This is a genomic window from Cupriavidus sp. 01T418, from assembly GCF_056398885.1.
The window spans coordinates 25438-51280 of sequence record NZ_JBFTQG010000032.1 but is presented as its reverse complement, the minus strand read 5'-3'; the positions used below and the strand labels follow the sequence as shown (position 1 = coordinate 51280).

Sequence of the window (25843 nt, the reverse complement as noted above, 5' to 3'; positions counted from 1 at the left end):
AGTCGTTTTGTGCGGCAAAAAATGCAAGTGCGAAGCACAACATCCATTTCTCATGATGGAGGATAACTTGCCGCATCGTGAAATATGTTTCGCAACCAATTGATTATAAACAAGAAAAAAACAAAGCGAAGGCTGCATTCGGAGCTGTTGCGGTGCGGGACATTTCCTACACTCTTATATAAGACACATGACCTGAACGGCGAAAAACAGGGGGTGGCGAGGCAAGCAGGATCCAGCCTCGCAAGTACCCCCCGAAAGCGCCCGGTCGGCAAGCCGGCAGCACAGTCCGGCAAGCCTGTCGCAAGTTTCCAATGCCATACCCGTCTCAATCACTAGGAGAGTGAAATGTCCCGCGAAATCGAAGCTCAGAAGCTGCAAAAGGAATGGGATACCAACCCCCGCTGGAAGGGCGTCGCGCGTCACTACACCGCTGATGACGTTGTGCGCCTGCGCGGCTCCGTGCAGATCGAGCATACCCTGGCCCGCCGCGGTGCCGAAAAGCTGTGGCACCTGCTGAACACCGAACCCTTCGTCAACACGCTGGGCGCGCTGACCGGCAACCAGGCGATGCAGCAGGTCAAGGCTGGCCTGAAGGCCATCTACCTGTCGGGCTGGCAAGTCGCTGGCGACGCCAACCTGGCTGGCGAAATGTATCCCGACCAGTCGCTGTACCCGGCCAACTCGGTGCCGCAAGTGGTCCGCCGCATCAATAACACCTTCCAGCGCGCCGACCAGATCCAGTGGAGCGAAGGCAAGGGCGACACTGACTACTTCGCGCCGATCGTGGCCGACGCCGAAGCCGGTTTCGGCGGCGTGCTGAATGCCTTCGAACTGATGAAGTCCATGATCGACGCGRGCGCCGCCGGCGTTCACTTCGAAGACCAGCTGGCTTCGGTCAAGAAGTGCGGCCACATGGGTGGCAAGGTGCTGGTGCCGACGCGTGAAGCCGTCGCCAAGCTGACCGCCGCGCGCCTGGCCGCCGACGTGTCCGGCGTGCCGACCCTGGTGATCGCCCGTACCGACGCTGAAGCCGCCGACCTGCTGACCTCCGACGTGGACGAGCGCGATCGCCCGTTCTGCACCGGCGAGCGTACGGTGGAAGGCTTCTACCGCACCAGGCCCGGCATCGAGCAATCGATCGCCCGCGCCCTGGCCTACGCGGAAGTGGCCGACCTGGTGTGGTGCGAAACCGGCAAGCCAGACCTGGAATTCGCCAAGAAGTTTGCCGAAGCCGTCCACGCCAAGTTCCCGGGCAAGATGCTGGCCTACAACTGCTCGCCGTCGTTCAACTGGAAGAAGAACCTCGACGACGCCACCATCGCCAAGTTCCAGAAGGAACTGGGCGCCATGGGCTACAAGTTCCAGTTCATCACGCTGGCTGGCTTCCACTCGCTGAACTACTCGATGTTCAACCTGGCCTACGGCTATGCCCGCAACCAGATGAGCGCCTTCGTGGAACTGCAGGAAAACGAGTTCAAGGCAGCCGAGAAGGGCTTCACCGCCGTCAAGCACCAGCGCGAAGTCGGCACCGGCTACTTCGACGCCGTGACCCAGACCATCGAAGGCGGCCAGTCGTCGACGACCGCTCTGAAGGGTTCGACCGAAGACGAGCAATTCTTCGACGACAAGAAGGTGGCCTGAAGCTTTTACATTCCTGGATCAATAGCCGGATCACCTGGAGGGCGCGCGACCATCGCGCCCTTCATTCAGGCGCCGCGCCGTGTCTCTCTCGGGGGACCGCGCGGTTTTTTGCTTTTTGGCGGCAGCCGGCAATGCCCCGCCTGAACGCCGCCCGATGCGGGCAGCCATCCTTTTTCAACGGGGTTCGGCTGAAGCCAGGGCTGGCGCCCGCGCTCAGCGGTACACGATCACCGGGATGTCGGTGTGCGTGAGCACCTTCTGCGTCTCGCTGCCCAGCAACAGTCCCGACAGCCCGCGCCTGCCGTGCGATGCCATGAAGATCACGTCGCAGCCATGGCGCTCGGCCGCGTCGATGATGCCCAGGTAGGGCACCGCAAAGGTGCTCATGTCGGAGTCGAAGCTGATGCCATCCGCCCTGGCGGCGGTTTCCACTTCCTTCAGGTACAGCTTGGCCTGGCTTTCGATGCGGTCCTTGAAGGCCTGGGGCGCTTCAACCACGATCTCGCTGAACGGCGTATAGGGATATTCCTCCAGGCAGACATAGGCGGTGACCCGCGCATTGATTGTCTTGGCCAGCTCCAGCGCGCCGTCGATGGCCTTCTTGGACAGTTCCGAACCGTCGGTGGGTAGCAGGATGTGCTTGAACATGCTGGACTCCTTTGGGACGCGGTTGAACGGGTGTGGGAGGGCAGGTCGCAGGGCACCTGTCAGATTTCATTGTAGGCAGGGGTGGCGCATGCGTCATTGGCTTAAATCGAATTACTGATTGACCGCAAGTTGCGGCCTGGCGGCGGCAGCCTGTTCCGCGCGCCGCCAGTAAGCCGGGTTTCCGTAGGTGTTCTTCAGGTGGTCGATGAACAGCCGCACGCGCAGCGGCAAGTGCTTGCGCTGTGGAAAGACGGCATGGATGCCGATCGGCGGCGCCTGGAACGCATCGAGCACCGTGACCAGCCGGCCGCTCGCGATCTCCTGGCCCACCTCCCACCATGAACGCCAGGCCAGCCCGTGGCCTTGCAGGCACCAGGCGTGGAGCACCGCGCCGTCCGAGCATTCCATGGTGCCGCTTACCTTGACAGTGAGGGGACGCCCCTCCTGCTGGAAGGCCCAGCCGCGCTGGACGTTGGCGCTGACGCCAAAGGCCAGGCAATTGTGGCGGGTCAGATCCTCGGGCAGGGCGGGTACGCCGTGGCGCGACAGGTAACCGGGAGAGGCCACCACCACGCGCCGGTTCTCGGCCAGGCGGATCGATACCAGGCTGGAGTCGGGCAGGTCGCCCAGGCGGATGGCGCAGTCGAACCCCTCGTTGACGAGGTCGACCACGCGGTCGGACAGGTCCAGGGTGATGGTGACGTCCGGGTGCGACTCGATGAACAGCGGCACCAGCGGTGCCACGTGCTTGCGTCCATAGCCGGCCGGCGCGGTCACGCGCAGGTGGCCGCTGGCCTTGACGCCGCCGGCCGAGACGCTGGCCTCGGCGTTGTGCAGGTCGTTGAGGATGCGCTGGCAGTCCTCCAGGAAGGCCGAGCCCTCGAAGGTCAGGCTGATCTTGCGCGTGGTGCGCAGCAGCAGCTTGACGCCCAGGCGCTCTTCCAGCGCATCGATGCGCCGGCCGATGATGGCGGGTGCCACGCCCTCCGCCGCCGCCGCCGCCGACAGGCTGCCGCGCGCGGCCACGGAGACGAAGGTCTCCAGTTGCTTGAAATGATCCACGGTGCTCGCCGGTTTTGTGCTGCATGCCACCCAAAAATCAGGGTGCGTGAGGCAATGGGGTGGATTTGGTGCCTATTCTTTACAGCGTTTGCAAAGATTAGTGGGGCAAAAGTAAAAGATCAAGTGACCCGGGCCGACTTTGCGGCACCGCAACGCCTCCCTACAATGCATGCATTCATTGGTGTACAGGCCCACGCATTGCACGCATTGCGCCGGCCTGTCGGGCTTGCCCAAGGGAACCGCTTCAGCTCATGCACAAGATCCGCGCAGTCGTCTTCGATGCCTATGGCACGCTGTTCGACGTGTATTCCGTGACCGCGCGCGCGGAGCAATTGTTTCCGGGCAAGGGCGAAGCGCTGGCCCTGCTGTGGCGCGAGCGGCAGATCGACTACACCCGCATCCGCTCCCTGGCCGCTCCGGACGGCGCATACTACAAACCGTTCTGGGCGATCACGGTGGACGCGCTGCGCTATGCAGCCGAGCGCCTGGAACTGATGCTGGACCCCGCCGCGCAAGCGCAGATGCTCAAGGAATACGCCTGCCTGTCGGCCTTCCCGGAGAACCTTGGGGCGCTCAAGCGCCTGCGGGCCGCCGGACTGCCGCTGGGCATCCTGTCCAACGGCAATCCCGAGATGCTGGACATCTCGGTCAAGAGCGCCGGCATGCACGGGCTGTTCGACCACGTGCTGTCGGTGGATGCGGTGCGCATGTACAAGACCGCGCCCGAAGCCTATGCACTGGGCCCCAAGGCTTTCGGCGTGCCGGCCGGGGAAATCCTCTTCGTCTCGTCCAATGGATGGGACGCATGCGGCGCTACCTGGTACGGCTACACCACGTTCTGGATCAATCGCGCCGGTCATCCGGCGGAGCGGCTCGACGTGAGCCCCTCCGGTACCGGGCACGACATGAACGACCTGCTCGAATTCGCCCGCACCCGCGGTGCGGCGGTTTGACGGCAGGCACCCTCAATCAACCATCGATCACAGGAGAACACTGATGGCCATCACGCTGCCTGCGGGCATGAAGATTACCGGCGAAATCCTGCCGGCCTACGAAGACATCCTCACGCCGGCGGCCCTGGCCCTGGTGGACAAACTGCACCGCGCCTTCGAACCGCGCCGCCAGCAACTGCTGGCCGCCCGCGTCGAGCGCACCAGGCACCTGGACGCCGGCGAGCTGCCCGACTTCCTGCCGGAAACCAAGAGCATCCGCGAAGGCGACTGGATGGTTGCCCCGGTGCCCCCGGCACTGCACTGCCGCCGCGTGGAAATCACCGGCCCGGTGGAAGCCAAGATGGTCATCAACGCGTTCAACTCCGGCGCGGACAGCTACATGACCGACTTCGAGGACTCCAACACCCCCAACTGGCACAACCAGTTGCAGGGTCAGGTCAACCTCAAGGCCGCCGTGCGCCGCACGCTCACGCTGGACTCCAACGGCAAGCACTACAAGCTCAACGACAAGATCGCCACGCTGCAGGTGCGCCCCCGCGGCTGGCACCTGGACGAAAAGCACGTCACCATTGACGGCCAGCGCGTCTCCGGCGGCATCTTCGACTTCGCTCTGTTCCTGTTCCATAACGCCAAGGAACAGATCGCACGCGGTGCCGGCCCCTTCTTCTACCTGCCGAAGATGGAAAGCCACCTCGAAGCCCGCCTGTGGAACGACGTCTTCGTCATGGCCCAGAACGAATGCGGCCTGCCGCAGGGCACCGTCAAGGCAACCGTGCTGATCGAGACGATCCTGGCGGCCTTCGAGATGGAAGAAATCCTGTATGAGTTGCGCGAGCACAGCGCCGGCCTGAACGCCGGCCGCTGGGACTACATCTTCTCGTGCATCAAGAAGTTCAAGGTCGACAAGAACTTCTGCCTGGCCGACCGCGCCAAGGTCACCATGACCGCGCCGTTCATGCGCTCGTACGCGCTGCTGCTGCTCAAGACCTGCCACAAGCGCGGCGCGCCCGCCATCGGCGGCATGAGCGCGCTGATCCCGATCAAGAACGATCCGGAGAAAAACGCCATCGCCATGCAGGGCATCATCAACGACAAGAAGCGCGATGCCACCGACGGCTACGACGGCGGCTGGGTAGCCCACCCGGGCCTGGTCGAGCCGGCCATGAAGGAATTCGTGGCGGTGCTGGGCGACAAGCCCAACCAGTTCGACAAGCAGCGCGACGACGTCAACGTGGCGGCCAAGGACCTGCTGGACTTCCAGCCGGAAGCCCCGATCACCGAAGCCGGCCTGCGCATGAACATCAACGTCGGCATCCACTACCTCGGCTCCTGGCTGGCCGGCAACGGCTGCGTGCCCATCCACAACCTGATGGAAGACGCCGCCACCGCAGAAATCTCGCGCTCGCAAGTGTGGCAGTGGATCCGCTCGCCGAAGGGCAAGCTGGAAGATGGCCGCAAGGTGACCGCCGCGATGGTGCGCGCGCTGATCCCGGAAGAGCTGGCCAAGGTCAAGGAATTCGTTGGCGGCGACACCAGCACCTATGACCGCGCCGCGCAGATCTTCGAAGAGATGTCCACGTCGGAGGACTTTGCCGAGTTCCTGACGCTGCCGCTGTACGAAGAAATCTGACCGGGCTGTTACAGCCGCCTTGACGAGGTTTTCCGCCTCGGCGTTAAAGACCGCAGCCTGGTGCTGCGGTTTTTTATTTCAAGCTGACTCAGGCGTCAAGAGTACCGCCGAGTGACATGGCTCCCCCGCTACGAGCGGATGCCGAACAAGCCATGCCAGAATGAATCGAAGGCGCCGGGGTGACGCCTGGGCCGCGTCACATCGTCGGGGTTTGACGCCGCTGCCCCTGCGGGTGTCGGGGCGGCCTCGGTGTCAGGCGCTTCCGCGGCCGGCGCATTTGCCCGCCGCGACTCCTGCAAGGCCCATGCGCTGTCCGCGACGCGTGCCGCCAATTCCACCTCGCAGTCTCGGCCGAGCAGCACGCCGAAGATGACGTCCCGGTTGTGGCCGTCGTCGGCAAAGCGCATCGCGATAGCGACCATCTTCTCGTAGCGCTCCTGCGCGACCCGCTGGCCCTCGCGTTGCGCCTCGCGCTCCTGTTCTTCCCGCGCCTCGCGCTCGGCCTGCCAGCGCTGCATCTCCTGCTCGAATACCTCGTCGTAGATCTGGCGCTGCCCGGCATCTGAAAGAATGGCGTAGGCATCGCGGATTTCCTGGAATGCCGCGTGCGCCTCTGCCTCGCGGCCAAGGTTGCGGTCGGGGTGCCACTTCATCGCGGCGCGGCGGTAGGCGCGCTTGATCTCGTCCATCGTGGCGTCCGATTGCACGCCGAGGGTCGCGTAAAGGGTGGTCATGGGCCTGGGGCGGCTGCTGCGGGAGCGTTTATCCTAGCACGTCGCGACCCGCCAGCACGGTCGCCGCCACGTCGACGTGGTGAGCCGGCCAGAACCTCACGCCTGCTGTGAGAGCAATGCCCTGCATGGCACCGCTTGAGCGTGCACGACCAGGCCGACGGGGCCTGATTGCGGCAGAATCCTAATCCAGCACAATACCGTGCCGTCTCGCACTCGAGCTGGTTGTCGTCAAATGACTGATCGTGGCGGCATCCATCTGAGACAGGAGCTGGGTTAATTTATGCGAATCGTGATGCCCTGATGCCAGGGACAGAAGTTCGCTTACGCTTATCGAGTGCGCCTGCATGGGCTCGTGTTCTTCCTCGCAAATTCTATTTTCAAAATCGGCCTGCGTGGCCTGGGCTCCTGCCAGCTCTGAATGAGCGGGGAAATAATATGGCTTCAGACCATGAAACATGTTGCCGCCCTTCCACACCCAATAGGCAACGAAACAGGTCCCGTCTTCGCGACGAAACGCATTCAGGAACGACGTTCCCGCAGGCATATCAGCCGTGTGCCCCAGCTTTCGCAGCATGTCTTCCCGGTACCGGTTCGCGAGATATCCGGCTTCAGGGACGAATCTTTCACGAGTCACAAATTCCTCGAATGTCAGCCAGATCTGCGTGCTTTCGGCCGCCGACCCATCCTCGATATATTGTTCATGTCGACCCATGGCCCGGCGCTCCCGCCCGATGCCTTTGATCCATTTGATTAGTCCTGGCATAAACGCTCCTTCCCCTGATCCATCATCGTGACTGAAGCTCGCAGGGTATGGGCGCCGGGCGTCGGGGTGATATAGAAACAATCCGAAAAGCGGTTTCTGTCCTTTTCGCTGAAGTCTGGGAGGGGTAGCATCTCGCACATCATTTTCGGGAGCGCTATTTTTTCCGTGGCCTATTGGAACAAATGGAACAAATGGAACAAATGGAACAAATGGAATAAATGGAACAAATGGAACAAATGGAACAAATGGAACAAATGGAACAAATGGTAATGCCGGGAAATCCTTGATCTGCCGGAAGTTGCGGCTATGCGGCGCGCGCCGGCGCCAGCAGCGAGCCGACAATGGGCGCCAGCGCATCGCCGAGTGCGATATGTTCTGCGGCATCCAGGTGCACGCCGTCGACCTCGCTGCTGTGGATCACCGTGCCGGTGTCGAACCAGTCGCAACCGCGCGCGCGGCAGACTTCCTCGCAGGCCTGCGCCAGCCCGGCGCATTTGTGCTCGCCCCCGGCGAACTTCGGCGCCAGCGGCCCGCGCGGCGTCGTGATGGGCGGCGGCACCAGCACCAGCACCGGCGGCACCGGCATGCCGGGTTCGATGGGCGCGCCGCGGATCGTGTCGAGCAGCGCGCCGATGCCTTGCGCTGCATGCCAGGCATTGTGCGGGTGCATGGACTGGAAGTCGTTGCTGCCGAGCATCAGGATGACCAGGGCCAGCGGCGCATGCATTTCCATGCGCTGCGCCAGGCCCTGGATGCCGTTGCGGCCGGGTTTGAAGGGGTCGTCCCAGGCCGTGCGGCGGCCGTTGAGGCAGTCTTCCAGTATCCGCACGGGGCGCTGCACGCCAGTGGCCGGCCCGTTCAGGGCAAGCTCCAGGCGTCCTGGCCAGCGTACCGGCCAGGGCAGGCGCTGCCGCGTACCCGGCACGATGCCCCACGATAGCGAGTCGGCATAGACCAGTACCTGGAGCGGGTCGGCGCATGCGCAGGCAGGGGCGGCGGGCAGCGGCTGGTTCATGGGCGATCTCCGGGGGACGGGAAGCACAGGTTGGCCAAAGGGTGCGTCGCAACGTTGCAGCAAGGCGTCGGGTGCGGGAAGTTTTGCTGAGAACCTTGGCTCGAAACCCTCATAATATCGGCTAACAATAGATCCGGAGAGTGAAGTTGCGTTTCGAGCACCTGGTGGAGATCAACGATCCACAAAATATCCAGTTGGACACGCTCACGCCGGAGCAGCTCTGGCAAGGGCTGGTACTGCGCAGTGCCGAGCCCGAGCTGTTTGTCATGGGGCTGGACCGCGCGGAAATCGTGGGCCGGGGGGATGACTGGGTCGAGCGCAAGCTGCATTTCGGCAAGGCCACGATCCGCGACCGCGTGGTGTTCGAGGGGCGCCGCGTGGTGCGCTATGAAACCGCTCCCACCGACGAACACGCAGGCGGCACCCTGACCATGGCGATTGAGACGCCTGGCCCTGGCGCGCTGCTGTTGCGTTTTATCTACGAGACCACCATGCCTGCGGTGGACGATCTCGGTGACGACCGTTACGCCGAGATCGTCAAATCGGCCTATCACGAGGCCGACCTCGACACCGTGCGCAAGATTCGCGAGCTGGCAGCCCTCGGGCGGCTGGGGTGAGCGGGCAGCCTTCGTCGCCCGCCGCCGGCGGGCAGCCGGGCGGGCCCACCCTGGCATCGCTGCGGACGCGCTATGGCGACCGCCTGCGCTGGCTGGTGCTGCTCACGCTGATGCTGGGCACGGTCTCGTCGTTCGTGTCGTCGACCATCGTCAATGTGGCCATTCCGGCCCTGAGCCAGCATTTCGTGCTGGGGCAGGAGCGCGCGCAATGGGTGGCGGCCAGCTTCATGATTGCCATGACGCTGTCGATGCTGCTCACGCCCTGGCTGCTCAACCGCTATGGCCTGCGCCGCACCTTCATGGGCAGCCTGCTGCTGCTGGGCGCGGGCGGGCTGATTGGCGGATTCTCGCCGACATACGGCGTGATGATCGCCATGCGCGCAGCCGAGGGCATTGCCGCGGGGATCCTGCAGCCGTTGCCGAATATCCTGATCCTGCGGGTGTTCGCGGAGCGCGAGCAGGGCAAGGCGATCAGCCTGTTCGGCTTCGGCGTGGTGCTGGCGCCGGCGCTGGGCCCCAGCCTTGGCGGCTTCCTGGTGGAAGCCTTCGGCTGGCGCTCGATTTTCTTCGTGGTGGTGCCGCTGACGCTGATCGGGCTGTGGATGGCGCGCCGCTTCATGGCGGTGGACTCGTCCATGATGGGCGAGCGCAAGCCGCTCGACTGGCAGGGCCTGGGGCTGGTCGGCGTTGCCACCCTCAGCTTGCTCAACGGGCTGGTGCAGATGCGTGAAAGCCTGCCGGCCGGGCTGGCACTGGCGGGCTTCGGGGTGCTGATGCTGGTGGTGTTCGTGCTGTGGCAGTTGCGCGCGGCCCATCCGCTGATGAATATGCGCCTGTACAGCTACCAGCAGTTCGCAGCCGGGGCAGTGGTAGCGTTCATCTACGGCGCGGGGCTGTTCGGTTCCACCTATCTGCTGCCGGTCTATATGCAGATGGCGCTGGCCTATACGCCGTCGCGCGCCGGCATGGTGCTGTTGCCGGCGGGCATCGTGCTGGCCCTGACCATCGTGGCGGCGGGGCGCCTGACCAATCGCATCGCGCCGCACCTGCAGGTGTCGTTCGGCCTCGCGCTGCTGGCGATGTCCTTCCTGCTGATGGCGACGGGCAGCCAGGCCACGCCTTACCTGTTGCTGGTGGGATTTGCCATCATCGGCCGAATCGGGCTGGGCTGCATCCTGCCTTCGCTGACGCTGGGCGCAATGCGCGGCGTGGACTATTCGCTGATCGCGCAGGGCACCAGCTGCATCAATTTCGTGCGTCAGCTGGGTGGCGCCATCGGCGTGAGCCTGGCCGGGGTGGGCCTGCAGTGGCGGCTGGCGGCGCAGGGCTCGGTGCTTGGTCCGGCAGGGGATGCTGCCGCACGCATCCGCGCCTTTGACGAGACCTTCCTGGCGGTGGGCCTGGTGATCGCCACCGCGATGCTGGCCGCCTGGCGGATCCGGCCAAGGCCGCTGGCGGACACGGCGCAGGCCTAGGGGGGCGGTGTGCCCCCGGTCCGGCTTCAGGCGTTGGCGCCGCTGCGCAGTTCCTCGACCAGCGCGATATATTTTTCCCTGGCGTCGTCCTGGGCCGTGCCCTTGAGCGTTTCCCAGGCCTCGAACTTGTAGCGGCCGACGAAATCGGTCATGCCCGGCTTGTCGCCATGGGCGTCGCCCTCGCTGCCTTGCTTGAACAGCGCGTACAGGCGCAGCAGGGTCATGTTGCTGGGGCGCTCGGCCAGTTGCCTGACGTCGATCTGGGCCTGGTCGAAACGTGCCTGCAGGTCGCTCATGGGATTCTCCTGGATGGTTTGCGGGGGAAGCATTGGGGATGCATCCGAACGCAGCGATGATAGCGCCCGCCACCCGGCATTCGCGCCGAAATAAACCGAGGAACACCTCAGTCCGCAGTCCGGGAGGCGCGGCTGCGGGTTGGCCCGCACGCGTGCAAGTTCAGCTTTTGAGGTCGCTCCGGATACAATCTCCCCATGTCCTGGATTCTTGCAGTTGAAACCTCCACCGAGTGGTGTTCGGTCGCGCTCGGGCGCATTGCCGATGGCGGCGCCCTCGAGTGCCTGGTTCGTCATGAACATACCGGCCCGCGCTCTTCTTCCCGCGTGCTGCCGGCCGTTGGCGAGCTGCTGGCCGAGGCCGGCATTGCCTTGTCCGACTGTGCCGCCATCGCGTTTGGCGCCGGGCCTGGCTCCTTCACGGGCTTGCGCACCGCCTGCGGGGTGGCCCAGGGGCTGGCCTTCGGGGCCGGCCTGCCGGTGATTCCCGTCAATTCCCTGATGGCTTGCGCCGAGCGCGTGCGCCTTGGCGGGGAAGGGATGCCCGCCTTGCCGCCCGATGTGTCCGTGCTGATTGCCCTGGACGCGCGCATGGATGAAGCCTATGCCGGCGCCTTCCGCTGGGATGCCGGCGCCCAGGAGTGGCAGGCGGCGACCGGGATGCAGGTGTGCCCGCCCGAGGCGGTGAGCCTGCCTGCCGGCCCCTTCTGGCTGGCGGGCAGCGCTGCCGCCGTATTTGGCGATCGCCTCGAGGCCACGGGGCTGGCGCTGCAGAGCGTGCCCGACGCCTTGCCCGCCGCGCCGGCGCTGGTATCGATCGCCTTGCGCGCGCTGGCACGCCATGAAACCGTCGCGGCGGCGGACGCCATGCCGATCTACCTGCGCGACAAAGTTGCCCAGACCATCGCCGAGCGCCAGGCCACGGCGGCGCAGCGCGCTTCGCTGGCCGCGGCGGGGGAGCAACCGTGAGCGCGGAGCGCCAACTGCCCGCCGCCGCCGGCGCGGCCCATCCCGGTGCCGGCTACGCGTGGCCCGACGTGCCGGTGATGCCGAGCGTGCCGGCAGGCTGGAGCGTCGGCCGCATGAGCGCGCTGGATCTCGAAGCCGTGGCGGAGATCGAAGCCAGGGCCTATAGCCATCCGTGGACGCGGGGCAATTTCGAGAATTCCGTGAAGGCCGGACATATCGGGCTGACCTTGCGGGATCCCGGCGGCGTGCTGGTTGCCTACGCGGTGCTGATGCCGGTGGTCGACGAGATGCACCTGCTCAATATCACCGTGGATCCGGCGCGCCAGCGCGGCGGGTTTGGCCGGCTGCTGCTGGCCGTCGCGCTGGCCACGTCGCACGGGCATCACCTGCATACCATGCTGCTGGAAGTGCGGCCCTCCAACACCGGTGCGATCGCGTTGTACCACCAGGCGGGCTTTGCCGAGATCGGGCGGCGCAAGGGCTATTATCCGGCCGTGGGCAAGGCGCGCGAGGACGCACTGGTGCTGCGCCGCGCCTGGGCGCCCAGGGAGGCCATGCCATGAGCCGCCGCGCCAGGTTTCTCGAAGTGCTCGGCATTGCCGACGAATGGGTGCTGCGCCGCGCGCCGTCCTTGCCGCAGGCCGCTGAACCGGCAGGGCTGACCCGTCTGCCTCCCGAGGCACCCGTTGCGATCGAGGCCGAGGCCGGTTTCGATCCCGTGCCGGCGGGGCAACCGGGGGTGGACGCGGATGCGCGTTCCGGCGCCATCGCCGCGCTGGACTGGGCCGCGCTCGAACAGCGCGTTTCCGGCTGCATGGACTGCCAGTTGTGCAACGCCCGCACCCAGACCGTGTTCGGCGTGGGCGACCGCCAGGCTGAATGGATGCTGATCGGCGAGGCGCCCGGAGAGAACGAGGACAAGCAGGGAGAGCCCTTTGTCGGCCAGGCCGGCAAGCTGCTCGACAATATGCTGGCTGCCCTCGGCCTGGCACGGGGACGCAATGTGTATATCGCCAACGTGCTGAAGTGCCGCCCGCCCGGCAACCGCGATCCCGAGCCGGCAGAGGTCGCGCAATGCGAGCCCTACCTGAAACGCCAGATCGCCCTGATCCAGCCCAGGCTGATCGTGGTGCTAGGCCGCTTTGCCGCCCAGTCCTTGCTGCGCACCGCCACGCCGATCGGCAAGCTGCGCGGCACCGTCCACAGCTATGAAGGCATCCCGGTGGTGGTGACCTACCATCCCGCCTACCTGTTGCGCACCTTGTCCGACAAGGCGCGCGCATGGGAGGACCTGTGCCTGGCCCGCGAGGTACACGATCGTGCGGGCGCCAAGGCCTGAGTTCGCGCTAAGTCCCGGTGGCGCCATCCCGATGGCGCCGCTTTGGCGCCATGCCGCCTCGCAGCGCCTGCGCGAGCTTGCCTGGTGCTCGCTTTCGCCTCCATTGCTGGCGTTCCTGCCCGAGGCCGACGCGATTAGTCCCATCGTCAACGGCTCGGCGCCATCGCAGGCCGCCCTGGCACGCTGGCCGGAAGGCGCGCTGGCCGCCTGGCAGCGCTGGCTGCCGGCTGCCGATCCCGTGTCGCTGCCGCCCACCATCGCCGAACTTGCGCTTGGCCTGGAGCAGCAACGCGTGCGGGGTCCATCGCCCGCGCCCAGCCTGCGCCTGGGCCGGCATGCGGAACGCCTGCTGCAATTCACGCTGGAACACACCGAGGGGCTGGAACTGCTCGCGGCGAATCTGCCGGTGCGCCGTGCCGGCGCCCATGGCGTGCAAACGCTGGGGGAGCTGGATTTCGTCTGGCGCGACGTGGCCAGCGGCGCCACCGTCCACTGGGAGATGGCGGCCAAGTTCTACCTGCTGGTCGAGCCCGCGGCGGATGCCGCGCCACGCGGCGGCGGAACCGGCACCGCCGTCCTGGACCGGCATTGCTTCGTCGGCCCCAACCTGGTGGACCGGCTGGGCGACAAGCTCGAACATATCGTGCGCCGCCAGCTGCCGCTATCGCACACCCCGGAGGCTCGCGCATTGCTTGGGCGGCCGGTCGACCGCAGCGAGGTCTACCTGCTGGGTTGGCTGTTCTACCGGGATGGCGTGGTGCCCGCGGCCATCGGCGATCTGGGCATCGCGCCCGACCACTTGCATGGCTGGTGGTCTGCCTTGCAGGACTGGCTGGAATGGGCACGCAAGCGGGAAGGATCGCGCTGGTACCGGCTGCCGCGCTCGGCGTGGATGGCGCCGGCCAGGGTGGCGCAAGCCCAGACGGAAACGGCCGAGGCGGTGCATGAGGCACTGGCGCAGCGCTTTGCCGAAACGCACCACGAGAAGAACTGGCGGCGCGAGGCCCCGGTGATGCTGTGCGAGGTGGAACCGGCCGGGCAGGCCGGCGTGTGGCGGGAACGCTCACGCGGCTTTGTGGTGCCGCCAGGCTGGGAGGAGCGGGCGCGCCAGCGCATCGCCAGGCCGGTGGGGTAAATCCCCACCCCCACAGCTCCCTGGCCCGCTAGTGGTGCTTGTCTTCGCCGATCATGGCCAGCGAATTGAAGTTCCGCATGTTGTAGCGGTGCTGGCGCATCACCAGCAGCATGGTGATGCAGACAAAGATACCGAACGCCACGATGACGATGCCGATGGGCACATTGAGCTTGATCAGCAGTGCGTACAGGCACAGCATCAGCAGCACGGAGACATTCTCGTTGAAATTCTGCACGGCAATCGAGTGACCGGCCGATAACAGCACGTGTCCGCGGTGCTGCAGCAGGGCGTTCATCGGCACCACGAAGTAGCCGGACATGCCGCCCACCAGCATCAGGAACAAGTAGGCGACGGCCATGTACAGCGGCATGTGCATGCCGAAGAACGCGAATTTGATATCTGGCATGCTGCTTTTGGTGTAGAAGGCCATCAGCATCACCACCACGCCCATCGCGACACCGAAGGGCAGCACCGAGAGCGACTTGCGCAGCGGGATGCGCATGGCCGCCATGATCGCGCCGACCGCAACGCCCACCGCCACCACCGCCTGCAGCAGGGCGCCTTGCGACAGGTTCAGGCTGAGCGATTTTTCCGCCCATTTCAGCACGATGAACTGCAGCGTGGCGCCGGCACCCCAGAACAGCGTGGTCACCGCCAGCGAGATCTGGCCGAGCTTGTCGCGCCATAGCGCGGTAAAGCAGTCGGCGAATTCCGCGATCAGCTTGATCGGGTTCTTTTCCTGCTGCGGGTAGCGCGCGCCGGTCTCGGGAATGAACAGGTTGAAGATGGCTGCGATCACATAGAACAGCATGATCACCACCATGGCGGCTTCGGCCGGCGTGTTGATGCCGGTGTCGATGAAGGGGAGGTCGATGCCCAGCAGGAGCTTCGAGATGTGCACCGAGATCAACGCGCCGCCCACCACGGTGCCCAGGATGATCGAGCTCACCGTCAGGCCTTCGATCCAGCCGTTGGCGGCCACCAGTTTTTCGGGGGGGAGCAGTTCGGTGAGGATGCCGTACTTGGCCGGCGAGTAGGCCGCGGCGCCGAACCCGACGATGCCGTAGGCCAGCAGCGGATGCAGCCCGAACATCATGATGGCGCACCCGGCGATCTTGATGGTGTTGGTGATGAACATCACCTTGCCCTTGGGCATCGAGTCGGCGAAAGCGCCGACGAAGGCGGCCAGCACGACGTAGGAGAGCACGAAGAACAGCTTGAGCAGCGGCGTCATCCACTGCGGGGAATGTAGCTCGGTGAGAAGGGCGATGGCGGCGATGAGCAGCGCATTGTCGGCCAGCGACGAGAAGAACTGCGCGGCCATGATGGTATAAAAACCCTTCTTCATACTTTGAACTCTGTCTCCATCGCTATTACCGTATGTGACGGGCAGCGCGCCGCCCGGCGCTGTCACTGCCCGTGGGGAACCTGCGCCCGTGTCGTTGTCAAAGTGATGCTCGTGCCAGATCCGGGAGTGCCGTGCAGCTTGCCTGACTGTGCTTGACATATTGCATCACTTTGAAAACATGGCCGGAGTGTCCGGCTTTATAACACGAAAATATGGCGATTCCGATCTTCCACGGGCCGCCGGTTGGACAGCGCAAGCGCGCAGCGATTCCCTAAATGTCTGTTCCAATGTGTTCAAATAACGCCTGTGCAACGCGCCGCGCGTACCGGGTCTTCCCGGATATGGTGCAACCAGCGGGCGGGAGTGCTTCGGCCAACCAGCCAGGACCCCCGCCATGCCGCGGTGCCGCAAGCCTCTAGAAGCGATTCCATGCCAAGACCCATCCACGCCGTCATTCATCAACCGGCCCTGGCCAACAACCTGGACGTAGTGCGCCGTTGCGCGCCCCATTCACGCGTCTGGGCCGTCGTCAAGGCCAACGCCTATGGCCACGGCATCCGCCGTGCTTTCGCCGGCCTGCGCGCCGCCGACGGCTTCGGCCTGCTCGACCTGAACGAAGCCGTGCTGTTGCGCGAGCTGGGCTGGCAGGGCCCGATCCTGCTGCTGGAAGGCTTTTTCCAGCCGCAGGATGTGCCTCTGCTGGAGCAGTACCGCCTCACCACGGTGGTGCATTGCGACGAACAACTGCGCATGCTGGAGGTGGCACGGCCCAAGGGGCCGCTGGCGATCCAGCTCAAGCTCAATACTGGCATGAACCGCCTGGGCTTCCGTGCGGACCAGTACCGTACGGCTTGGGAGCGCGCGCGGACCCTGTCATGCGTGGGCAGTATCGTGCATATGACCCATTTCTCGGACGCCGACAGCGCACGCGGCATCGCGCATCAGCTTGCAGTGTTCGATGCCGCCACAGCGAACCTGCCGGGCGAGGCCAGCCTGTCCAACTCGGCCGCCACGCTGTGGCACCCGCAGGCCCATCGCGCCTGGGTCCGGCCCGGGGTGGTGTTGTACGGCGCCTCGCCCTCGGGCCAGGCGGCCGCTGTGACCAGCTTCGGCCTGCAGCCGGCGATGTCGCTGCACAGCGAGCTGATCTCGGTACAGGACCTGCAGCCGGGCGATACCGTCGGCTACGGCTCGATGTTCAAGGCCGAGCGGCCGATGCGCATCGGCGTGGTGGCCTGCGGCTATGCCGACGGCTATCCGCGCCATGCGGCGGGCTGGGGCGACAAGCCGGCGCCGGTGCTGGTCGACGGCGTGCGCACCCAACTGGTGGGCAGGGTCTCCATGGACATGCTCTGCGTCGACCTGACCCCTTGCCCGAAGGCCAAGGTGGGCAGCGCCGCGACGCTGTGGGGGCAAGGCCTGCCGATCGACGATGTTGCCGCGGCCAGCGGCACCGTGGGCTATGAGCTGATGTGCGCACTGGCGCCCCGCGTGCCGGTGACCGTGGCCACGCTGACCGCGCCGGAGCAGCAGACGCTGGCCTGAGCGGCCGGGCGGGGCCAGGGGCAACAACCCTGGTGCCCGCGCTGGCGTCCAGGCCCGGCGGGCTCGTTGGCGGGCAGCCGGGGTGGCCAGGCCGCGTGGCCGGCCCACGCGGGTCTTCCATCCGCCGCTGGCGCCATATACACCCCCCATTCCCGAGGATTCCAGTTGGCCAAGTCCAAGAACGTCCACACCTGTACCGAATGCGGCGGCACCTCGCCGCGCTGGCAAGGCCAGTGCCCGCAGTGCCAGCAATGGAACACCCTGGTGGAGACCGTGGCGGAAACCGCCTCGGCCAAGCGCTTCCAGCCGCTGGCCGCTTCCGCGCTGGTGCAGCGCCTGTCGGAGATCGACGCCGCCGACGTGCCGCGTTTTTCCAGCGGCATCGACGAATTCGACCGCGTGCTGGGCGGTGGCCTGGTTTCCGGCGGCGTGGTACTGATCGGCGGCGACCCCGGCATCGGCAAGTCCACCTTGCTGCTGCAGGCGCTGGCCAACCTGGCCGCGGCGCGGCGCGTGCTGTACGTTAGCGGCGAGGAGTCCGGCGCGCAGATCGCGTTGCGGGCGCAGCGCCTCGGCGTCGACAGCCCGCAGCTGGCGCTGCTGGCCGAGATCCAGCTGGAGAAGATCCAGGCCACGCTGGAGGTGGAGAAGCCCGAGGTAGCGGTGATCGATTCGATCCAGACCTTGTTCTCCGAGGCGCTGACCTCGGCGCCGGGCTCGGTGGCCCAGGTGCGCGAGTGCGCGGCCCAGCTCACCCGCATTGCCAAGAGCACGGGCACCACCATCATCCTGGTCGGGCACGTGACCAAGGACGGCAGCCTGGCCGGCCCGCGCGTGCTGGAACATATCGTCGATACCGTGTTGTACTTCGAGGGCGATACGCATTCCTCGCACCGCCTGATCCGCGCCTTCAAGAACCGCTTTGGCGCGGTCAACGAACTGGGCGTGTTCGCCATGACCGAACGTGGCCTGCGCGGGGTCAGCAATCCCTCGGCGCTGTTCCTGTCGCAGCATGAGCAGGTGGTGCCCGGTTCCTGCGTGCTGGTGACGCAGGAAGGCACCCGGCCGCTGCTGGTGGAGGTGCAGGCGCTGGTGGATACCGCGCACGTGCCGAACCCGCGGCGCCTGGCGGTGGGGCTGGAGCAGAACCGGCTGGCCATGCTGCTGGCGGTGCTGCACCGCCATGCCGGCATTGCCTGCTTCGACCAGGACGTGTTCCTCAACGCCGTGGGCGGGGTCAAGATCTCCGAGCCGGCGGCGGACCTGGCGGTGTTGCTGGCCATCCATTCCTCCATGCGCAACAAGCCGCTGCCGCGCGGGCTGGTGGTCTTCGGCGAAGTCGGCCTGGCCGGCGAGATCCGGCCCAGCCCCCGCGGGCAGGAGCGCCTGCGCGAGGCGGCCAAGCTGGGCTTCTCGATGGCGGTGATCCCCAAGGCCAATGCGCCCAAGCAGAAGATCGACGGGTTGGAGGTGATGGCGGTGGAACGGCTGGAGCAAGCCATCGACCGGGTTCGGCACCTGGAGTGAAGCGCTCCCATCAACGGACTTCCGGCACAGGCGCCGCTTAAGGCCCCTTAAGCCCGCTTGAGCCCGCTTGAGCCCGGCGCTGCGCGCCCATGCAGCGCCATGGTGGCCTGCGTCAATCCGCCGCAAGTGGCGGCTGGCGTATCGCGCGGGATGAGGAGGGCATCTTTCCCAAAATCGGTAATAATGTGCCTCGTATTGCGCCGGACGGCATCAAGCCGGCCGACGACCGATGGACGGCCTCGCGGTGCCCTATTTGTGCTTCGACGGGTGCCGCCCGGCCTTTTTTGCCAGTGAGCCATGCAAGCCAATTCTCGTAGTTTCTTTTTGCTGATCGCCGCGATTTCGTTCGGGATGGTCGGCTATGCCCTCTACCTGCAGCATGTCGAGGGCTACCAGCCGTGCCCGCTGTGCGTGATGCAGCGCTTTGCCTTCGTCGGCATCGGCCTGTTCTCGCTGCTGGCTGCCATCGCGCAGAACACGCGCACCCTGTGGCAAGGGCTGGGCATGCTGTCCGGCGTGGCCGGCATCGCGGTGGCGGGCTATCACGTATCGCTGCTGCTCAACCCCAAGGCCAGTTGCGGCATCGATCCGCTGGAAAACTGGGTCAACCACCTGCCCACGGCCAAGATCCTGCCGCAGGTGTTCTACTCGGACGGCATGTGCACCACGCCGCTGCCCCCGATCTTCGGCTTGTCGATCCCGGCATGGTCGCTGATCTGGCTGTTCATCCTGACCGCCACCCTGGCGATCGGCATGATCCGGCGCGAGAAGAACTACCGCTGAAGAACTACCGCTGATCTGCCTGGCGCGGCCGGCTGCTGCCGGCGCGCGCATCCCGGGGGCTGGCGCCCCCGGCATCCCTCGCATGCTCACACGATCTGTTCGATCTGCTCCTGCAGTTCGAGCCAGCGCTCTTCCAGTGTGTCCAGCTCGCCGCCGACCTCGCCCTGGCGCTTGAGCATCTCCATCAGCCTGGCCTTGTTGGCCTCCGCATAGCTGCTCTCGTCGGCCATGAAGGCGTCGATCCCGGCCTTGGCCTGCTGCAGCACGGCCATGCGCTTTTCCACCTTTTCCAGTTCCTTGGTCAGCGGCTTGCGCAACTGCGTCAGACGTTGGCGTTCGTCGGCTTCGGCGCGGCGCTGGTCGCGGCGGTTGCCGCTGGATGCGGCCGGCGTTTCGCCGTCCGCCGGCGCGTGCGCGGCGCTGGCCGCGTTGCGCTTGGCGGCGGCTTGCTGCAGCAGCCAGTCGCGGTAGTCGTCCAGGTCGCCGTCGAAGGGCTTGATGGTGCCGTCCGCGACCAGGAGGAACTGGTCGGTGGTGGCGCGCAGCAGGTGCCGGTCGTGCGAGACCACGATCAGCGTGCCCTCGAACTGCGCCAGCGCCATGGTGAGTGCCTCGCGGGTGTCGAGGTCCAGGTGGTTGGTCGGTTCGTCGAGCAGCAGCAGGTTGGGCTTCTGCCAGACGATCAGCGACAGCGCCAGGCGGGCCTTCTCGCCGCCGGAGAACGGCTCGATCGAGGCGGTGGCCATGTCGCCGCGGAAGTTGAAGCTGCCGAGGAAGTCGCGCAGTTCCTGCTCGCGCGTGTCCGGCGCGAGCCGGGCCAGGTGCTGCAGCGGCGAATCCTGGTCGCGCAGCGTTTCCAGCTGGTGCTGGGCAAAGTAACCGATCTGCAGGCCCTTGCCCAGGCGCAGCGTGCCGGCCAGCGCTTCCTGCGAGCCGGCCAGCGTCTTCACCAGCGTGGACTTGCCCTGGCCGTTGGCGCCCAGCAGGCCGATGCGCTGGCCGGTCTGGATCGATAGCGTGAGGTTATGCAGGATGGTGATGGGCGAGGCGTCCGGCGCGGGTGCGGGATAGCCGCAGTTCACGCCTTCGAGCAACATCATCGGGTTGGGCGCCGAATCCGGCTCGCGAAACTCGAAGGCAAAGCCCGCGGCGATATGCACCGGCGCCAGCCGCTCCATCTTCTCCAGCGCCTTGACCCGGCTCTGTGCCTGGCGCGCCTTGCTGGCCTTGGCCTTGAAACGGGTGATGAAGGATTCGAGGTGGGCGATTTCCTTCTGCTGGCGCGAGTAGGCGGATTGCTGCAAGGCCATCTGCTGCAGGCGCAAGGTCTCGAACTGGCTGTAGTTGCCGCCGTAGCGGCGCAGTTGCTGGTTCTCGATATGTACCGTGACATTGCAGATCGCATCGAGGAATTCGCGATCGTGCGAAATCATCACCAGCGTGCCGGGATAGCGCGCCAGCCAGTCTTCCAGCCAGACGATGGCGTCCAGGTCCAGGTGATTGGTCGGCTCATCGAGCAGCAGCAGGTCGGACGGACACATCAGCGCCTGCGCCAGGTTCAGGCGCATGCGCCAGCCGCCCGAGAAGGAGGCCACTGGCTGCGACACCTGCGCCAGCGTGAAGCCCAGGCCCAGCAGCAGCGCCTCGGCGCGCGCCGGTGCCGTATAGCCGCTGGCATCGGCAAAGGCGGCGTGGGCGTCGCCCTCCGCGGTGCCGTCGCCGCTGGCCTGGGCCGCGGCGATGCGTGCCTCGATATCGCGCAACTGCGTATCGCCGTCGATCACGTACTCCACTGCGCTGCGCATCACCGCCGGGGTTTCCTGCGCCACGTGGGCGGTGCGCCACTGCGGCGGGATCGCCACGTCGCCGCCGTCCGCCTGCAACTCGCCGCGCAGCATGGCAAACAGGGTCGACTTGCCGCTGCCGTTGGCGCCGACAAGGCCGACGCGCTCGCCGGGGTTCAGCGTCACGCTGGTGTGGTCGAACAGCACCTTGGTGCCGCGCTGGAGGACTAGCTGGTCGATTCGGATCACGGGAGGGAGGCTGGAGAGGTGCGGGTCTGGGCGTTCTGTCAGTCCGGCCCCGGCATGGCACGGGGCAACCCGCCATTGTAGCCGCTTCGCATGGCGATGCCCTGGATCGCACTGGGCAGTGCGGCCCGGGTTTGCCATAAAAGTGATGCATCCATGGCGCGGAGCCCGGCTTGTCGATGGTGATCCTAGGTGGAAACCCTTGGGGAGGTAAAACTCTATTTTCATGGAACATGCTTTGCGTGTAAATTTATTTACATGCGCAGCGGATGAAAGCTTTGCTTCCCGGCGCGCGCATCTCCAACCAACCCAAGTCGTGCGCCATGTCCAACGGTACCCAAGGCTCCTCCGGCAACGCCGCCCCTGACGGCAGCAATGCCAGCAATGGCAGCGGCGGCAACACAGGCAACACAGGTGACAACGGCGGCGCTTCGATCTCGGAGCGCATTGCCCGCGCCTTGCCCACGCTGACGCCGGCGCACCAGCGCATGGCGGAGTACGTGCTCGGCAACCCGTTCCGTGCCGCCACCATGCGCATCGACGAATTCGCCGACGCGGTGGAGGTGTCGGTGGCCACCGCCAATCGCTTCGCGCGCGCGCTGGACTTCGAGGGCTTTCCGCAATTCCGCGCCGAACTGGTGCGCGGTTTCGAAGCCACGCTTGCACCGGTTGAGAAATTGCGCACCGAACTGGAGCGGCCGGCCACGGTGGCACAGGTGTTTGCTGCCTCGCTGGAAGAGGAAGCGCGCAACCTGGAAGCGACGCGGCGCGCGCTCGACGCGGACGCATGCGAGCGCGCGGTGGCGGCCATCCTGGAGGCGGATCGCATCTTCGTGGTGGGCTTCGGCGCCAGTGGCTTTCTGGCCGGCTTGTTGCAACATGGGTTGGACATGTCCTGCCGCACCGTGATCTCCGTGTCGGGTGCGGGGGGCGCGTCCACCGCGGCGCGCCAGCTATTCAAGCTGCAACCGAGCGACCTGCTGATCGTGATCGGCTTCCCGCGCTATGTGTACGACACCGTGAGCATTGTCCGGCGCGCCCGCTCGCGCGGCGCGCGCATCCTCGCCCTGACCGATGGACCTACCTCGCCGCTGGCATCGCTCGCCGACATCGCGCTGTATGCGCATACAGGACGCCAGCTCTCCGCCAACTCGGACGCCGCGGTGCTGGCCTATATCGAAGCGCTGTGCGGCGCGGTGGCCTATCGCGCCGCGCATGCCGTCAAGGCGGCCGCCGAGATGACCGAATTCCTGCTGCCGTGGCTGCACGGCGCCCCGCCCGGACAAGGGCGCGACGCGCGCGAGCAACGCCACGACGAAGCGGCCGATGGCCGTGCCAGGAGTGCTCCTGCACGCCGCAAGAAAACTTCCCCGAACGCATCGTGAATCCAATGAATACCCCAGTCATCGCCATCCACGGCGGCGCCGGCACGATTACCCGTGCCGCCATGAATCCCGCCAAGGAGGCCGAATACACCGCCGCGCTGAGCGCCGTGCTGGAAGCCGGCCAGCGCGTACTGGCCGCGGGCGGCAGCGCGCTCGACGCCGTCACCGAGGCCGTGCGCCTGCTGGAAGACTGCCCGCTGTTCAATGCCGGCAAGGGCGCCGTGCTGACCCATGCGGGCAGCTACGAACTGGACGCCGCCATCATGGACGGCGCCACGCTGGGCGCCGGCGCGGTGGCCTGCGTCAAGCGCCTGCGCAATCCCGTACTGGCAGCACGCGCGGTCATGGAAAAGAGCGAGCACGTGCTGTTCGCCGGCGACGGGGCCGAGGCCTTCGCGCAGGCGCAGGGCCTGGAACTCGTCACGCCCGACTACTACTTCACCCAGGCGCGTACCGATCAGTGGGAACGTGCCCGCGCCGCCAGCGGCATGACCCTGCTGGACCACGATGCCGCCACGCTGGCCGCCGAACCCATCGACCCGGACAACAAGTTCGGCACGGTAGGGGCCGTGGCCTTCGATGCGCAAGGGCGCCTGGCCGCGGCGACCTCCACCGGCGGCGTCACCAACAAGCAGGTGGGGCGGGTGGGCGATACGCCCATCGTCGGCGCCGGCTGTTTTGCCGACGACGTGGCCGCGGTGTCCACCACCGGCACCGGCGAAATGTTTATCCGCACCGTGGCCGCGTACGACGTGGCGGCGCAGATGCGCTACGCCGGCCTGCCGCTCGAGGAAGCCGCGCGCCGGGTGGTGATGGAGAAGTTGCCCGCCATTGCTGGACGCGGGGGGCTGATCGCGGTGGACCGCGCAGGCAACGTCACGCTGCCTTTCAATACCGAAGGCATGTATCGCGGTTTCGCCCGGGTGGGCGAAGCGGCCAATGTGTGGATCTACGGCTGAGCGTGCGATGGCACGACACCGGACAACGCACCAAGCTAAGCATCAACCTAGGCACCAAGGGGGCCCAGTGGCTGCATCCTCTTCCAAGTCGACCATCATCCTGCCACCGCAACGGGTGGTTTCCGTCAACGATCTCAGCGTGCGTTTCTCCACTTCGGAGCGCACGGTGGACGCGGTGCGCAACCTGTCCTTCCACGTCGATCGCGGCGAAACGCTGGCCGTGGTGGGCGAATCGGGCTCGGGCAAGTCGGTGACCTCGCTCGCGCTGATGCGCCTGGTGGAGCACGGCGGCGGCAAGATCGCCAGCGGCAGCATGGCGCTGCGCCGGCGCAACGGCCAGGTGCTCGACCTCGCCAGCGCCGACAACGCCACCATGCGCGGCGTGCGCGGCAGCGACGTGGCGATGATCTTCCAGGAGCCGATGACCTCGCTCAACCCGGTGTTCCCGGTGGGCGAGCAGATAGCCGAGTCGATTCGCCTGCACCAGGCCAAGGGCCGCGCCGAGGCACGCGCCGAAGCGCTGCGCATGCTGGAGATCGTGCGCATCCCCGAGGCGCGCCGCGTGCTGGACCGCTTCCCGCACCAGCTCTCCGGCGGCATGCGCCAGCGCGTGATGATCGCCATGGCGCTGTCGTGCAAGCCGGCGCTGCTGATTGCCGACGAACCCACCACGGCGCTCGACGTCACCATCCAGGCCGAGATCCTGCAACTGATCCGCAACCTGCAGGCCGAGATGGACATGGCCGTGGTCTTCATCACCCACGACATGGGCGTGGTGGCCGAGGTGGCCGACCGCGTGCTGGTGATGTTCCGCGGCGAGAAGGTGGAAGAGGGCACGTCCGACCAGGTGTTCGGCAAGCCCGCGCATCCCTACACCCGCGCGCTGCTGTCCGCGGTGCCCAAGCTGGGCGCCATGCGCGGCACCGACTGGCCGGCCAAGTTCCCGCTGGTGCAACTGGACCAGCAGGGCGAGCCGGTGGCGCCGGTGCCCCAGGATACGGTGCCGGCCGATGTCTCGCCCATCCTGCGCGTGCGCGATCTCGTGACCCGCTTCGACGTGCCGGGCGGCCTGCTGGGGCGCGTGGCGCGCCGCGTGCATGCGGTGGAGCGCGTGAGCTTCGACCTCTACCCCGGCGAGACGCTGGCGCTGGTGGGCGAATCGGGCTGCGGCAAGTCCACCACCGGCCGCTCGCTGCTGCGTCTGGTCGACAGCCAGAGCGGCACCATCGAATTCAACGGGCAAGACATCAGCCAGATGCGCGGCGCTGGCCTGCAAGCCCTGCGCCGCAATATCCAGTTCATCTTCCAGGACCCGTTCGCCTCGCTCGATCCGCGCGTGCCGGTGGGCTACTCCATCATGGAGCCGCTGCTGGTGCACAAGGTCGCCAGCGGCAAGGAGGCCGAGCAACGCGTGGCGTGGCTGCTGGAAAAGGTGGGCCTGCCCGCCGCGCACGCCTCGCGCTATCCGCACGAGTTCTCGGGTGGCCAGCGCCAGCGTATCTGCATCGCGCGTGCCCTGGCGCTCAACCCGAAGGTGGTGGTGGCCGACGAATCGGTCTCCGCGCTCGATGTCTCCATCCAGGCGCAGATCGTCAACCTGATGCTCGACCTGCAGCGCGAGATGGGCATCGCCTTCCTGTTCATCTCGCACGACATGGCGGTGGTGGAGCGTGTGAGCCACCGCGTGGCGGTGATGTACCTGGGCCAGATCGTCGAGATCGGCCCGCGCCGCGCCATCTTTGAAAACCCGCAGCACCCGTACACCAAGAAGCTGATGTCGGCCGTGCCGATTGCCGATCCGGCGCGCCGCCATCTCAAGCGCGAGCCGCTCCTGGAAGAGATGCCAAGCCCGATCCGCGCGCTTGGCGACGAGCCGCTGGTGCAGCCGCTCGTGGCGGTCGGCGGCAACGCCGCTTCCCATCATTTTGTCGCCCGGCACGCCATTGGCGGCGCCTACTGAACCTACGCATGAACCGAAGCATTTCCCAAGGA

Annotated in this window: 23 protein-coding genes; 15 read left to right on the top strand and 8 right to left on the bottom strand. The window is 66.2% G+C overall.

Annotation, left to right across the window (positions count from 1 at the left end):
• The first annotated feature begins 345 nt into the window (after positions 1–345).
• Positions 346–1641, top strand: a complete 1296-nt coding sequence (gene aceA / locus AC1DQ3_RS25345; RefSeq protein WP_477122910.1) for an isocitrate lyase — start codon at positions 346–348, stop codon at positions 1639–1641.
• A gap of 213 nt (positions 1642–1854) precedes the next feature.
• Here the strand turns inward: aceA and AC1DQ3_RS25340 are convergent, their stop codons facing one another.
• A complete protein-coding gene (locus AC1DQ3_RS25340; RefSeq protein WP_477122909.1) occupies positions 1855–2289 on the bottom strand; it encodes a universal stress protein in 435 nt (144 codons plus the stop codon).
• Between the two features lie 111 nt (positions 2290–2400).
• Complete coding sequence (locus tag AC1DQ3_RS25335) at positions 2401–3351, bottom strand: substrate binding domain-containing protein (RefSeq protein WP_477122908.1); 951 nt, start codon at positions 3349–3351, stop codon at positions 2401–2403.
• Positions 3352–3602: 251 nt separating this feature from the next.
• Between AC1DQ3_RS25335 and AC1DQ3_RS25330 the strand changes: the two genes are divergently transcribed.
• Both AC1DQ3_RS25330 and aceB read left to right on the top strand, forming a co-directional pair.
• Positions 3603–4304, top strand: coding sequence for a haloacid dehalogenase type II (locus AC1DQ3_RS25330; protein WP_477122907.1), 702 nt, complete (start codon positions 3603–3605; stop codon positions 4302–4304).
• Between the two features lie 43 nt (positions 4305–4347).
• On the top strand, positions 4348–5934 hold the full coding sequence (gene aceB / locus AC1DQ3_RS25325) for a malate synthase A (protein ID WP_477122906.1): 1587 nt from the start codon (positions 4348–4350) through the stop codon (positions 5932–5934).
• A gap of 128 nt (positions 5935–6062) precedes the next feature.
• Here aceB and AC1DQ3_RS25320 read toward each other — a convergent pair whose 3' ends face one another.
• The 3 genes from AC1DQ3_RS25320 to AC1DQ3_RS25310 form a co-directional block, all read right to left on the bottom strand.
• Positions 6063–6668 (bottom strand): J domain-containing protein, encoded by a 606-nt coding sequence (locus AC1DQ3_RS25320; protein WP_477122905.1) that lies wholly within the window; start codon positions 6666–6668, stop codon positions 6063–6065.
• Positions 6669–6849: 181 nt separating this feature from the next.
• The gene (locus AC1DQ3_RS25315) at positions 6850–7431 is read right to left on the bottom strand and encodes a hypothetical protein (RefSeq protein WP_477122904.1); all 582 of its coding nucleotides are present in this window, start codon (positions 7429–7431) and stop codon (positions 6850–6852) included.
• A gap of 304 nt (positions 7432–7735) precedes the next feature.
• On the bottom strand, positions 7736–8446 hold the full coding sequence (locus tag AC1DQ3_RS25310; RefSeq protein WP_477122903.1) for an SGNH/GDSL hydrolase family protein: 711 nt from the start codon (positions 8444–8446) through the stop codon (positions 7736–7738).
• 146 nt (positions 8447–8592) lie between these two features.
• On the opposite strand from AC1DQ3_RS25310, the gene AC1DQ3_RS25305 reads away from it, so the two are divergent.
• Both AC1DQ3_RS25305 and AC1DQ3_RS25300 read left to right on the top strand, forming a co-directional pair.
• Entirely contained in the window at positions 8593–9063 is a 471-nt protein-coding gene (locus AC1DQ3_RS25305) for an SRPBCC family protein (protein ID WP_477122902.1), read from the top strand.
• Positions 9060–10538, top strand: coding sequence for a DHA2 family efflux MFS transporter permease subunit (locus AC1DQ3_RS25300; protein WP_477122901.1), 1479 nt, complete (start codon positions 9060–9062; stop codon positions 10536–10538). Before AC1DQ3_RS25305 ends, AC1DQ3_RS25300 begins: the two co-directional genes overlap by 4 nt.
• Before the next feature lie 26 nt (positions 10539–10564).
• Here AC1DQ3_RS25300 and AC1DQ3_RS25295 read toward each other — a convergent pair whose 3' ends face one another.
• Positions 10565–10834, bottom strand: coding sequence for an acyl-CoA-binding protein (locus AC1DQ3_RS25295; protein WP_477122900.1), 270 nt, complete (start codon positions 10832–10834; stop codon positions 10565–10567).
• A 195-nt stretch (positions 10835–11029) separates the two neighbouring features.
• On the opposite strand from AC1DQ3_RS25295, the gene tsaB reads away from it, so the two are divergent.
• The 4 genes from tsaB to AC1DQ3_RS25275 all read left to right on the top strand — a co-directional run bounded on the left by tsaB (position 11030) and on the right by AC1DQ3_RS25275 (position 14274).
• Positions 11030–11800, top strand: a complete 771-nt coding sequence (gene tsaB / locus AC1DQ3_RS25290) for a tRNA (adenosine(37)-N6)-threonylcarbamoyltransferase complex dimerization subunit type 1 TsaB (RefSeq protein ID WP_477122899.1) — start codon at positions 11030–11032, stop codon at positions 11798–11800.
• 77 nt (positions 11801–11877) lie between these two features.
• Entirely contained in the window at positions 11878–12363 is a 486-nt protein-coding gene (gene rimI, locus AC1DQ3_RS25285; RefSeq protein WP_477122942.1) for a ribosomal protein S18-alanine N-acetyltransferase, read from the top strand.
• Positions 12360–13139 carry a uracil-DNA glycosylase gene (locus AC1DQ3_RS25280; RefSeq protein ID WP_477122898.1) on the top strand — a complete coding sequence of 260 codons (780 nt, stop codon included), beginning with the start codon at positions 12360–12362 and terminating at the stop codon, positions 13137–13139. Before rimI ends, AC1DQ3_RS25280 begins: the two co-directional genes overlap by 4 nt.
• Before the next feature lie 31 nt (positions 13140–13170).
• Positions 13171–14274, top strand: coding sequence for a DUF1853 family protein (locus tag AC1DQ3_RS25275; RefSeq protein ID WP_477122897.1), 1104 nt, complete (start codon positions 13171–13173; stop codon positions 14272–14274).
• Between the two features lie 28 nt (positions 14275–14302).
• Here the strand turns inward: AC1DQ3_RS25275 and lplT are convergent, their stop codons facing one another.
• Positions 14303–15622 carry a lysophospholipid transporter LplT gene (gene lplT, locus AC1DQ3_RS25270; RefSeq protein ID WP_477122896.1) on the bottom strand — a complete coding sequence of 440 codons (1320 nt, stop codon included), beginning with the start codon at positions 15620–15622 and terminating at the stop codon, positions 14303–14305.
• 429 nt (positions 15623–16051) lie between these two features.
• On the opposite strand from lplT, the gene alr reads away from it, so the two are divergent.
• The 3 genes from alr to AC1DQ3_RS25255 all read left to right on the top strand — a co-directional run bounded on the left by alr (position 16052) and on the right by AC1DQ3_RS25255 (position 19477).
• Positions 16052–17167: an alanine racemase gene (alr, locus tag AC1DQ3_RS25265; RefSeq protein WP_477122895.1), complete on the top strand. Its 1116-nt coding sequence runs from the start codon at positions 16052–16054 to the stop codon at positions 17165–17167.
• A gap of 165 nt (positions 17168–17332) precedes the next feature.
• Entirely contained in the window at positions 17333–18694 is a 1362-nt protein-coding gene (gene radA / locus AC1DQ3_RS25260; RefSeq protein WP_477122894.1) for a DNA repair protein RadA, read from the top strand.
• A 297-nt stretch (positions 18695–18991) separates the two neighbouring features.
• Complete coding sequence (locus AC1DQ3_RS25255) at positions 18992–19477, top strand: disulfide bond formation protein B (RefSeq protein ID WP_477122893.1); 486 nt, start codon at positions 18992–18994, stop codon at positions 19475–19477.
• Positions 19478–19563: 86 nt separating this feature from the next.
• Here AC1DQ3_RS25255 and AC1DQ3_RS25250 read toward each other — a convergent pair whose 3' ends face one another.
• Positions 19564–21510 carry an ATP-binding cassette domain-containing protein gene (locus AC1DQ3_RS25250; RefSeq protein ID WP_477122892.1) on the bottom strand — a complete coding sequence of 649 codons (1947 nt, stop codon included), beginning with the start codon at positions 21508–21510 and terminating at the stop codon, positions 19564–19566.
• A gap of 266 nt (positions 21511–21776) precedes the next feature.
• On the opposite strand from AC1DQ3_RS25250, the gene AC1DQ3_RS25245 reads away from it, so the two are divergent.
• The 3 genes from AC1DQ3_RS25245 (at position 21777) to AC1DQ3_RS25235 (ending at position 25811) form a co-directional block, all read left to right on the top strand.
• Positions 21777–22892, top strand: a complete 1116-nt coding sequence (locus AC1DQ3_RS25245; protein WP_477122891.1) for a MurR/RpiR family transcriptional regulator — start codon at positions 21777–21779, stop codon at positions 22890–22892.
• A gap of 5 nt (positions 22893–22897) precedes the next feature.
• Entirely contained in the window at positions 22898–23851 is a 954-nt protein-coding gene (locus tag AC1DQ3_RS25240) for an isoaspartyl peptidase/L-asparaginase family protein (RefSeq protein WP_477122890.1), read from the top strand.
• A 67-nt stretch (positions 23852–23918) separates the two neighbouring features.
• The gene (locus AC1DQ3_RS25235) at positions 23919–25811 is read left to right on the top strand and encodes a dipeptide ABC transporter ATP-binding protein (protein WP_477122889.1); all 1893 of its coding nucleotides are present in this window, start codon (positions 23919–23921) and stop codon (positions 25809–25811) included.
• Positions 25812–25843: the final 32 nt, after the last annotated feature.

What these genes read in the sequence shown, in the direction of transcription:
- lplT (WP_477122896.1), bottom strand. Translation starts at nt 15,622, where the DNA reads ATGAAGAAGGGTTTTTATACCATCATGGCCGCGCAGTTCTTCTCGTCG.
- AC1DQ3_RS25245 (WP_477122891.1), top strand. Translation starts at nt 21,777, where the DNA reads ATGAAAGCTTTGCTTCCCGGCGCGCGCATCTCCAACCAACCCAAGTCG.
- AC1DQ3_RS25310 (WP_477122903.1), bottom strand. Translation starts at nt 8,446, where the DNA reads ATGAACCAGCCGCTGCCCGCCGCCCCTGCCTGCGCATGCGCCGACCCG.
- AC1DQ3_RS25295 (WP_477122900.1), bottom strand. Translation starts at nt 10,834, where the DNA reads ATGAGCGACCTGCAGGCACGTTTCGACCAGGCCCAGATCGACGTCAGG.
- AC1DQ3_RS25330 (WP_477122907.1), top strand. Translation starts at nt 3,603, where the DNA reads ATGCACAAGATCCGCGCAGTCGTCTTCGATGCCTATGGCACGCTGTTC.
- AC1DQ3_RS25255 (WP_477122893.1), top strand. Translation starts at nt 18,992, where the DNA reads ATGCAAGCCAATTCTCGTAGTTTCTTTTTGCTGATCGCCGCGATTTCG.
- tsaB (WP_477122899.1), top strand. Translation starts at nt 11,030, where the DNA reads ATGTCCTGGATTCTTGCAGTTGAAACCTCCACCGAGTGGTGTTCGGTC.
- AC1DQ3_RS25315 (WP_477122904.1), bottom strand. Translation starts at nt 7,431, where the DNA reads ATGCCAGGACTAATCAAATGGATCAAAGGCATCGGGCGGGAGCGCCGG.
- AC1DQ3_RS25240 (WP_477122890.1), top strand. Translation starts at nt 22,898, where the DNA reads ATGAATACCCCAGTCATCGCCATCCACGGCGGCGCCGGCACGATTACC.
- AC1DQ3_RS25320 (WP_477122905.1), bottom strand. Translation starts at nt 6,668, where the DNA reads ATGACCACCCTTTACGCGACCCTCGGCGTGCAATCGGACGCCACGATG.
- rimI (WP_477122942.1), top strand. Translation starts at nt 11,878, where the DNA reads ATGCCGAGCGTGCCGGCAGGCTGGAGCGTCGGCCGCATGAGCGCGCTG.
- alr (WP_477122895.1), top strand. Translation starts at nt 16,052, where the DNA reads ATGCCAAGACCCATCCACGCCGTCATTCATCAACCGGCCCTGGCCAAC.
- aceB (WP_477122906.1), top strand. Translation starts at nt 4,348, where the DNA reads ATGGCCATCACGCTGCCTGCGGGCATGAAGATTACCGGCGAAATCCTG.
- AC1DQ3_RS25280 (WP_477122898.1), top strand. Translation starts at nt 12,360, where the DNA reads ATGAGCCGCCGCGCCAGGTTTCTCGAAGTGCTCGGCATTGCCGACGAA.
- AC1DQ3_RS25340 (WP_477122909.1), bottom strand. Translation starts at nt 2,289, where the DNA reads ATGTTCAAGCACATCCTGCTACCCACCGACGGTTCGGAACTGTCCAAG.
- AC1DQ3_RS25275 (WP_477122897.1), top strand. Translation starts at nt 13,171, where the DNA reads ATGGCGCCGCTTTGGCGCCATGCCGCCTCGCAGCGCCTGCGCGAGCTT.